The 6173-nt window shown below is 50.7% G+C and carries 7 protein-coding genes and 1 pseudogene; 1 reads left to right on the top strand and 7 read right to left on the bottom strand.

The window, feature by feature from the left end; all coding sequences use genetic code 11:
- Both H8711_RS13125 and H8711_RS13120 read right to left on the bottom strand, forming a co-directional pair.
- Nucleotides 1-227: pseudogene (locus H8711_RS13125) on the bottom strand (hypothetical protein); the annotation flags it as partial.
- 386 nt (nt 228-613) lie between these two features.
- Nucleotides 614-1918: a plasmid recombination protein gene (locus tag H8711_RS13120; RefSeq protein ID WP_228300620.1), complete on the bottom strand. Its 1305-nt coding sequence runs from the start codon at nt 1916-1918 to the stop codon at nt 614-616.
- Between the two features lie 395 nt (nt 1919-2313).
- Between H8711_RS13120 and H8711_RS13115 the strand changes: the two genes are divergently transcribed.
- Nucleotides 2314-3273, top strand: coding sequence for a hypothetical protein (locus H8711_RS13115; RefSeq protein ID WP_118626741.1), 960 nt, complete (start codon nt 2314-2316; stop codon nt 3271-3273).
- Nucleotides 3274-3324: 51 nt separating this feature from the next.
- Here H8711_RS13115 and H8711_RS13110 read toward each other — a convergent pair whose 3' ends face one another.
- The 5 genes from H8711_RS13110 to H8711_RS13090 all read right to left on the bottom strand — a co-directional run.
- Nucleotides 3325-3474: a hypothetical protein gene (locus H8711_RS13110; protein ID WP_177610831.1), complete on the bottom strand. Its 150-nt coding sequence runs from the start codon at nt 3472-3474 to the stop codon at nt 3325-3327.
- A 16-nt stretch (nt 3475-3490) separates the two neighbouring features.
- On the bottom strand, nt 3491-3985 hold the full coding sequence (locus H8711_RS13105; RefSeq protein ID WP_118626742.1) for a hypothetical protein: 495 nt from the start codon (nt 3983-3985) through the stop codon (nt 3491-3493).
- Between the two features lie 28 nt (nt 3986-4013).
- Nucleotides 4014-4286 carry a type II toxin-antitoxin system YafQ family toxin gene (locus H8711_RS13100; protein WP_118626743.1) on the bottom strand — a complete coding sequence of 91 codons (273 nt, stop codon included), beginning with the start codon at nt 4284-4286 and terminating at the stop codon, nt 4014-4016.
- Nucleotides 4273-4545, bottom strand: a complete 273-nt coding sequence (locus tag H8711_RS13095) for a type II toxin-antitoxin system RelB/DinJ family antitoxin (RefSeq protein ID WP_118626744.1) — start codon at nt 4543-4545, stop codon at nt 4273-4275. The genes H8711_RS13100 and H8711_RS13095 overlap by 14 nt, the downstream gene beginning before the upstream one ends.
- Before the next feature lie 233 nt (nt 4546-4778).
- Nucleotides 4779-6173, bottom strand: a 1395-nt coding sequence (locus H8711_RS13090) for a hypothetical protein (RefSeq protein ID WP_249283829.1), incomplete at its 5' end; no start/stop codon positions are given.

Genomic DNA, 6173 nt, shown 5'->3' with positions numbered 1-6173 from the left:
TCTCCCTGGATCTCCAGCGCAACACCGTTTTTCGGTGGTACCACCAGAGCGATACCATTTCCCTTGGCATCCTCAAAGTGACCTCTGCGCTCAAACGATCCCTCAGGGAAAATCTCCCGGTAAAACTCAAACGGCTCCACCGGCTCCAGATACTTTCCGAGATGGGCGTTCTTCTCCCGGTAAAGCGCCCGCTGCCGCTCCAGCGCAGCCTGCTGATTCATCGTCATAAAATACCTCCAGTCCAGAAAAGAAAAAGAAGCAAAAAGAAAAGTCCGCTGCGGCGGGACCCGCCTGCGGGCGGGAAGGGGGGAAGGGGGAGCCAAAGAGCTTCCCCTGCGGGGCCTTAAAGAGAAAGTCACCTCCCCCTTTCCCCCTCGCTGAGGGGCATGGGAATGATGGAAAACCCGTTGGGTTTACCATCATTCCCACACCCCTCAGCACACCCCCATTTCCCCTCCGACTTTCTCCCGATCCAGAGAGAAAATTTTCTTTCGTCTTTTTGAGCCAGAGGCTCTTAGGGGGGCATATATTATCAATATATTTTTTTTACCTTTTCACCTGTCATTATAGCCTGTCCGAAAGGCGTTTGCAAGGGCCTTCGGACAGGCTATTTTCACAGGCTCATGTCACCCCAGGAATGGCCTTTCTCTCGCTGCTGTTCCTGCCGGTAGGACTGATGCTCCGGCAGCAGATCCCGCGCCTTATCGACGAGGTCAAGAAGCTGCTTCGGCAGGTGCCGCTCCAGCATATCCAGCACCCGGTCGATGCCCTCCAGCAGCCGGTCGGAAAAGCTCCGTTCTTCCTCCAGCGCCTCTTTCAGTTCCATGTTCTCATACCGGAGTCGTTCAAGCTGGTTCTGTTTTGCCGCAGCTTCCATCCGATCCATGATAGACGGAACCTTTTTTTGCAGCTCGGCCTTGTCTTTTCTCAGCGCAGCATTTTCCTTTTTCAGCTCCACATTTTCCTGCTTCGACGCTGCGCCGCTCATGGCCGCAGCCTTGAGTTCCCTGATCTGCTCCACCGTAACGCCCTTGACAGCTCCTGTGAGCGTTTTTTCCGGTCGGATAGCATCAAAGTCCACCCGCACCCGTTCTGCGGCCTTCAGCGCCGCAGAAGCGCCGGAGAGCGACTTGATTTCCCGCTTCAGCTCCGTCCTCTGCTCCTGCAGGTCTGTCAGCTCCTGCGTGGATGCCACCGTCTGCTCTTGCACGGCCTCGGCCTCCTGTATCGCCGCCCGGTACTCCGGCAAGTCCATGTGCCGCCGGTTGCTGCCAAGAGAAATGATTTCAAATTCGTGCTGCTGGGCGATCTCTGTCAGCATGTCCTTCTCCCGATCCATCCAAGCCTTCCATTCGGTCTGTTTCCGGCCAAGCCCGGTAAATCCCTGCTGCTTGAGCGCCTGCTTCATGGACACCCTCGTAGACAGGCCCCGCGTCTGCTCCGTTGCCACCGGGATATAGTCTACATGAAGGTGCGGCGTGGCCTCGTCCATATGCAGCACCATGTTGAACACCCGGAGATGGGGGTTGCGCTCCTGAAAGGTTTTTGCGAACTCCGTCAGCGCCTCGGCTGCCCGCCGGCCACCCTCCGAGCCGCAGCCGCAGTCGCTGAGATTTCCGATCTGGAAGATGGCCTCATGGAACAGCTTCTCTTGCTTACTCTGCCGGATATGCTCGTAATAGTCCGGGATCTTATCTCTGGTCTTTTTCTTCCCGGCGTTGTAGATCTCCAGCGCCGCGTCAAACAGCTCGTGATAGACCTGCTTCAGATCCTCGTTGACAAAGACGATGTTCTGCCCCGACCGGTCGCGGTCTACATTGGCCGCTGTAAACTCCCGGTTGTTATGCCGGATACTACCCTGTCCCATCATGCCAGAAATGGTTGTGCCGATACCGCTCACCCGTCCTTTCTTCTGCACCGTTTTCCCGTATTTTATCTTGCTCCCATTTTACCATACAGCTACCGATAAGGCAACCTCTTTGTTACTTTCTGGTGAGAAAGTAACGCAAAAGCACTTTCACACCGCCGCCCTTTATGGGCTGGCAGTATGAAAGTGCTTTTGCGCGCTTCCGCGTGGACTGCTGGAGCTGGCTGCGTCTATCGGTCGCTTGTGCTGCCGGTCATGCGCTGCCTCTGCCTCCAGCAAGGGACACTCATTATCAGGCCCGAGTCATTTTAGCAAAATTATCTTGCCATTATCATCGATTTTTAGTATAATTTGTTTAAATCCCATCCACAGAAAGAGGTGATTCCCATGGGCCGATATACTCAGTTTAAGCATACCTGCCCACCAAAGTAAAAGGAGGTCTTTACATGAAAAAATCCTTATCGATTATTCTTTCTCTCGCTATGGTCTGCACTATGTCTGCTACCGCTTTTGCAGCCGACAGTTCAACTGACTTATCTGCTATCGCAGACGCAACAATTCAAGTTACGCAAACAACCAGTGAAAGTGGAGCAATTACGAACACCTTTAATAATTTGGACGACTTTGTGAATGCTGTGCACACTGCAAATCCTGCCATTTCTGATTACGAAATTGCAACTTATATTTTGGACTACACCGGTCAAGAGTACCAAGATTTACCCGAAGAAGAAATTCTTTCTTTCCTCACCTATGATAACATCAGCACTTCATCTTCTTATGTACGAGTTGATGATGAAGGAAACACCATCGTTTCCAATTTTGACGCTATTCCTTTAGCCGATTGGACATCAGATGATGGATATATGAAAATCACTACAAATTACAGTTACATCAAAACTGTTGGCCGTGAGAAATACTATTCCGTATGGGCAAGGGGAACATGGCAAGAATATCCTGCTATTGCATTGCAAGACGCCTTTGTTTTGGGCACTTCTGGAACTTTCGATGACAGTTATAGTGAATATGGTTCTGTTTCTCAAACTTTCACCTGTACCAGCGGCTGCACACAAAAAACATACAAAAATCGAAGTGTATCAAGTTCCAACACCATCGATGAAGATTTAAGCTTTGACTATGAACGATTTATTCCTGTAATGCACTTTGTTCCAATTTCTCCAAGATGTGATTATTGCACCGGTGGTGCAAGGGACTATTACTTCAGTGCATACATTCGCTACGGCATGATTGCCGATGAAAGCGTAAATATCCAAGCTGGATACGCACACAAGACCATTGGTTTCGGCGATATTAGCGTTGGAATTGATGTAAACGGCACACCAAGTTTCTCCGCCAGCGTAGCTACCGTAGTCCCTTACGTTGCAAGAGCTGTCACCGTTACCTACTAAAATAAAAGCGTGACCTAACAAAAAAGCTGCAGAGGCTTCTCTGCAGCTTTTTTACTCGTCTTTTTTCATTCTTTTTAGAATGAAAAAACCCATAACCGTTATTGCAACAATAGCTCCCGCATCCGGCCAATTCATAACCGCTCCCATTGTTGCGCCCAAATAGCCTGCAATAAATGTTATAATAGCCGCAATAAATTCCATTGTTACACCTTCATTTCTATTTTCTAAAAATCTTACTCCAAAAACTCTTAGGTCGTTCCAGCTCTACCGAAGCAACAGCACATCCAACCTCACTAGAAAGACGCTGCTGGTGCATCGTTCCGGCATGAAGTGCCTGCGCTGCCTGCACCGTCTGCTGTGCGGCGGTCAGCGCGTCAGTGAGCCGGGTAATGGTCTTAGCCTGCTGCTCGATCTGCCGGTCTTTCACTTCAAGCTGCCCTTGTAGCGTGTCGATGGTGGCCCGTAAAACGCAAACTAAATCGCCAACTTCGTGGTTTTCGGTTTGCGTTTTAGTTTGCGATTGGTTTTCGATTTCAGTTTTCGTTTTTTCAAAAAAAGCCTGTTTTATCAACGCTTCTTGTTGTTCATCAATCGCAAACTGGTTTCCGTTTTTTCGCAAACCTGATCGCAAACCAAGGTTTGCGATTTGCTTACTTACCGCTGTCTTTGATACCCCTATCTCGTCGGCTATCTGCCGGATCGTTTTTGCCACCGTATCACCACGCTCTCCCTCTCATTTTTCAGAACAAGTCACTATGCGTTCCCGTTCTGGTCAAGCAGAGAACAAGCTCATCATTCTTGATTTCATAGATCAAAAGCCAGTCCGGAGTTATATGGCATTCCCTGCACCCGATATAATCTCCGGACAAGTTATGATCCCGATATATCTCCGGCAGCGGCTTTTGTTCCGCCAAAATACTAATTACTTCCTCCAGCAGCCGCACGTCATAGCCTCTCCGGACAATTCTCTTATAGTCCTTCTTAAAGGCCGTCTGATACTTAATCGTCAGCATTCAGATCCTCCATCAGCTCTTTTACGGAGGAAAAAGCCCTGCTCATTCCAATCCCATTCTCTACGTCCTCGATTGCTTTTCTCGTGACAGCATTCGGCACTTCGCCGCTGATCTCAAAGGGAATACGATACTCACGCACCGCCTTTTTTGCAAAAACATTGAAAGCGGTTGTCATCGTCATTCCCATATCAGCGCAAAAAGCCTCAAACTGCATCTTCAAGTCAGTATCCATGCGGATATTGATATTCGTGCTTGCCATAATTTCAGCCCCTTTCTTCCTTTAGTATTTCTATTGTATTCGATTTTATTTACATTGTCAATATCATTCCTCGGTTCCCACCTGCAATGCTGCCCTCGCCGTATTGCGGACGCATAGAAGGAGAAAAAGCCTCTTTGTCGCCCCTCTGGGCCGCTTTTCAGAGCGGGTCAGCATCTCTACCCTCAGCGCACCGCAAACGCCGTCCTGCGGGGATAAAGGCCCCCAAATAGCCCCTAATCTCCGTCCTTTTTCAAAGCCTCCACCAGCAAATCGCTCAGTGCCTGGGACGGCCGGACTCTGGCGACCATGTGACCATCCTCCTGCCACACCGCAGGCGGCTCACTGTCCCACCATTTGTAGACCGTTGGCTTGCTCAGACCAGTATCTCGGATACAGTCCGCCTTGCGCCCTTCCGGGTGCTGCTGCCGCCACCTATAGACCTCCCATTCCGCATTATGCCTGCCGTTTCCATCTCTCCAATCCTTTTTTCCCTTTTGCCGAACCCCAATATCCCTAATGGCCCTTGCAATCTCCAAATGGTCTTTTTGCTTGCGCCAATTCCGCTTATTGACCGGCATAGTCAGACCAGATATCTTTGCAATATCATCCCTCGGAAAAGTCACATAGTCCTCATTGAACATCTCCAGAGCACACACCACATCGTCCTTCGTAAAGCGGTTGATGTCCTCCACGCTCATATCGTCGTATGGCTTAATCAGCGCGAAAGCGTCATGGCGCAGCTCTTCTTCGTCTATGCCGCACTTTTTGGCATAGATGGCAAGCGTCATAATCCCGTAGAACCGATGGCCCACACGGATCTCGTCGGCGATCCGATGCAGCCACCAGTCATAGAGATCCCGCTTCACCGTCCAGCGCCCCCGACGTTCCTTCTTCACCACCCGGCGCTCATACCAGTCTGGGTACTTCTCTTTTGCCTCGGCCAGTGACAGGCGGCTCTTTCGCATGAGCGCCTGTATGCGCTGCTGCTCACCGTTGCTGTCTGGGATATAGTCAAACAGCTTCTCCAGCTCCACCGCACCGCCATACCGATAGGCCACCACGGGATATTCCTTTCCCAGCTTTGTGCCGGTTCCCACCACACGGAAGCCCTGCAAAATACCCTGCATCTGCGGCTCACGGATGGACGAGGTAAACCTGTTCCAGATCTGCCGGGTGAGAGCGTATTTCAGCTCTTTCAAAATCTTCTGATTGTGCGGGTACATAGGGATCGGCTCGGTCAGCACATAATACAGATGCAGCCCCGTCCCGCTGTTTACCACGAAGGTAGCCTTGGGAATAATGTCCTTGTTCATCTGATGCAGCGTGTCACGGAGCTGCGGCATACCCACGCCGTCCAGATCGAACACCATCGCATAGAGATACCGTGCGTTTTTCCCATTTCGCTTCCGACCGAAATACGAAATCGGGGACATGATCGTAAACTCCGTGTCCTTGATGTCCTCCAGCTCTTTCAGTTCATCTGTGATCACATGACGGTGGGCTTTGCCGTCTCCCTGGATCTCCAGCGCAACACCGTTTTTCGGTGGTACCACCAGAGCGATACCATTTCCCTTGGCATCCTCAAAGTGACCTCTGCGCTCAAACGATCCCTCAGGGAAAATCTCCCG

The sequence above is a fragment of the Ligaoa zhengdingensis genome (assembly GCF_014384885.1).
Lineage (GTDB): Bacteria > Bacillota > Clostridia > Oscillospirales > Ruminococcaceae > Ligaoa > Ligaoa zhengdingensis.
Note: the sequence above shows the minus strand (reverse complement) of the source record. Positions and strands in the feature narration are given on the sequence as shown.